Origin of the sequence: Acinetobacter portensis, assembly GCF_009372215.1 — a bacterium.
GTDB classification, from domain to species: Bacteria; Pseudomonadota; Gammaproteobacteria; order Pseudomonadales; family Moraxellaceae; genus Acinetobacter; species Acinetobacter portensis.
On the sequence record NZ_LWRV01000086.1, the window covers coordinates 1 to 3,325 of the forward strand.

A 3,325-nucleotide genomic window follows, 5' to 3' on the forward strand; every position below is an offset into this window, starting at 1 on the left:
CAAACTCCTGATTGGTAATGCACAAAACAATGCAGACCTTGATGCGATGGGCGTGAAGAAGGTCACTAATGTGGGTGGTGTGATTGCCAATGCCGCGAAGAATACAGATGGCACATTGACCGATCATGGCAAATTAAACTACTCAGGTGAGCTTGAGCTGAAAGATATCGAAGATCACAACTACAACAGTAGTCGAGGTTTTAATGTATCGACCAGTATTGGTATTGCACCGAAAGGTACAGCAGAAGCCTCTACAGCACCAAAAGGTTCAACGACGATTGGTGTTAACAGCAGTGGGCAAGAAACAGAACAATTGACTAAGGCAACAATGGGTCAGGGTACTGTTACGAATGCGACAGATACAACCAACCGAGACATTAATAATACGCAAGAAATTACTCGAGACCAAACTACAGGAATGCTTGATGGTTCAGTGACGATCGATCATCGACTACTGACAGAAGATGGTCGTAAAGAGATTATTCAACAGCAAAAGGATTTACCACAAAATGCTGAAATTGTAGGAAAAATGACAGCTGCAGGTGTAACGAGTTTAGGGGTGGCAACTGCTGCATTAGCAAGCGGTGATCAGAACCTTAAGCAAGCATATGACACAGTGATGAACCCTGCAAGAACATTTGATTTTATACAAAAAAATCCAGAAGCAGCGACCGTTATTGAGCAATTCAAAAATGGTAATTATGACGGCATACTCGCAACAAAGGGTAGTATTCAATTGTTAGCTCAAGCTCTTGGGCAAGATGTTGAGGTACTCACAACTTCGATTACATCATTCCTTGGCATTAAGGGAGCATTTGATCATCAAACAAATACAGTTGTACTTGATGTAAATAATGAGAATCGCACAACAATAGTTGATACCTTTGGTCATGAGATAGCACATGGTCAAGGAATTAAAAATGAAACATCAGCTGATTTAATTGGAAAAACTGTAGACTGGGCATTTGATTCAGGAATTCAGCATAATCAAAGTACGGTTGATCAATATAAGAATCAGCTTGGCGATGGAAAGGACGAGGCGACACAAGCTCAAAACAAAGACATCTTAAAGAAAGATAATCAGACATTTATAGATAATGCAAAAGATCATCCAGATGAAATTGATGAAAGTACCTCATTCGCGCAAGATTTAGATTTTGCAACTGACCTTTTAGGTTGTGCGGGTGGCGGTTTAGGAGCTTCAGTAGCTTGCTTAGGTGAAAAATATGAAGATTATAGAAAATTAGATAAAGTACAAACTTTGGCGTATCAAAGAGGTTACCAAAAAGCAGTAGATCAAATGGTCGATGATGTTAAGAACCTACCTCAAAATACGCTTGATGCTTTAATACTTTTAAAAGAAGATCCTAAGGCATTTGGTGGAGCAATCATTGAAGCATTAAAAGAATTACCCGCAGAGTATAAAGATAAAGCTGAAAAAGTAGCCAAGGCGAAATTTACAGCAAGAACACAAGCAGAATTCGAAGCGGCAGGAAAAGCTGAACTTGAACTAAAAGTTGAGATTGGTGGGCTTTTGTTGGGTGGTGCTGGAAGTGTAAAAGTAAGCGCGAAGGTACTAGATGCTGTTAAAAAGATCAAACTTAAAGCTGATTTTGATCCAAACCTGAAAGTCCAAACGAATGGACCTAGTACTGCTAAAAAATCTAAAATTAATACAATTGAAGTTAAAGTGGAGAACTCAAAGAAAGGGACGAAAGAATATGAAATTTTAAATAATCCCCCATCAAATAGTCATGTGAAGCTAAATAATGGTGTTGAATTTAAGACTAATGCATATGGGTATATAGAAGAAATTGAGTTTCAGCCTAGTTTAACTAAAAATCCACGTGATTCTAGACAGACTGCCGTTGGTAAGAAAGGATTACCAGAGGATGTTGGAGGACATATCCAGGCTTGCTCATTGGGTGGGACTTGCGATAACTTTAATTTATTCCCACAGAATAGAAACTTTAATAATTCTGCTTACAAAACGTGGGAGAATGAGATTCGTACTGCATTAAAAAATGGTAAGAAAGTAGAGAAGATTACAGTAAAATTTGATAGGTCAAATGCAGCAAATATTAGACCAAACTCTTTAGTTGTTGAGTATAATATTGATGGTGTAAATCTAAGGAAAACTTTTGAAAATAAAAGTTCAAAATGAGGTTTTAAATGAATAGTCCACTGGAAAAACAAACAGAAATTTTGAATCATCTATTACAAATTATGCATAATAGTGTTAACTCGTATTATGAATACTTAGATTGTACTTTTGATTATTTTAAAGATGAGGATGACGGTTCTATTTCTATAGGTGAAAAGTTTTTTTTCAAAAAAAATGGCGAATTGAAATCAGTTTTTTTAAATTATGAAAATAAAGAAGTACCAAATTTGGTTAAAGAGCTACACAGTCTCATGGAAAAGCAAACAGGCGGTAACTGGAAAGAATTTAAATTAACTTTAGATAATAGTGGTAAAGCGCATACAAAATTTATTTATGATTAAAAGTAGTAAATCTTGGTGGGTTCTACCATATTAAAAACTTAAGTTTTCCTAAAGTTAACATAGTACAAGTTATGCGAATTAAAAAATGGGAGCCTTAAGCTCCCATTTTGCATATGTTTTTTAAGTTTTTTTATTGAAATTAGATCACTAAAGTTGCGACATCAACCATCGTTGCAGCCACACATATGTATGACCGAATATAAAAAATGACATGGTTATGAAACTTTTATATAACGGTGTAGGTCTGGTGGATAAAAACAACCTAAATATTTGATAGGAAAATATGCTAGCAGTCTAAATACTCAATACAACCTGATAGGGTTTAAATCCCTCTAGTACAGCATTAGAAATCAATTTAATAAAGGCTTCAGTTTTCCGAAAGCCATCCATTGATCTAACGATTCATAGTATTGCCTTCGATTGCATTTGAATGGTATGTCCAGTGAACAATAAGATCTTCTTGTAGGTTTTTTACAATAGCAGGTGAAAGAGGGCGATGCTGATCTAATCTTTTCTTTAAATCGTCAATAATTTCAAACATAACCTTATCCCTGAAATTGTCTGAATGAATAATACATGAAAAAAACAAATATAAAAAAGAAATGATATAGCATGACAATAAAATTAACAGAGATGAGTGTCAAAAAAGTGCAGTAGTTTAAATCCTAAGGTTGGATTTGAACTAAATTCAATAGGGTCACTAATTAGAATTTGGGTAAATAAGGGGTGATTCAATATATACTTCTATCTAAATTTAAATAAATCAGAATCTTATGGGTTTAGTTCAACTCTCGCCATCGCTGCCGCTACAGCGGCTGCA

At 35.3% G+C, this 3,325-nt stretch carries 2 protein-coding genes and 1 pseudogene; 2 read left to right on the forward strand and 1 reads right to left on the reverse strand.

What is annotated here, in order from left to right:
* On the forward strand, positions 1-2,164 hold a 2,164-nt coding region (locus A6M14_RS10410), incomplete at its 5' end, for a DNA/RNA non-specific endonuclease (RefSeq protein WP_171500277.1).
* 8 nt (positions 2,165-2,172) lie between these two features.
* Complete coding sequence (locus A6M14_RS10415; protein ID WP_152874894.1) at positions 2,173-2,505, forward strand: hypothetical protein; 333 nt, start codon at positions 2,173-2,175, stop codon at positions 2,503-2,505.
* 403 nt (positions 2,506-2,908) lie between these two features.
* On the opposite strand, the pseudogene A6M14_RS10420 reads toward A6M14_RS10415, so the two are convergent.
* Positions 2,909-3,046 (reverse strand): annotated as a pseudogene (locus A6M14_RS10420) (Fic family protein); the annotation flags it as partial.
* Between the last annotated feature and the right edge of the window lie 279 nt (positions 3,047-3,325).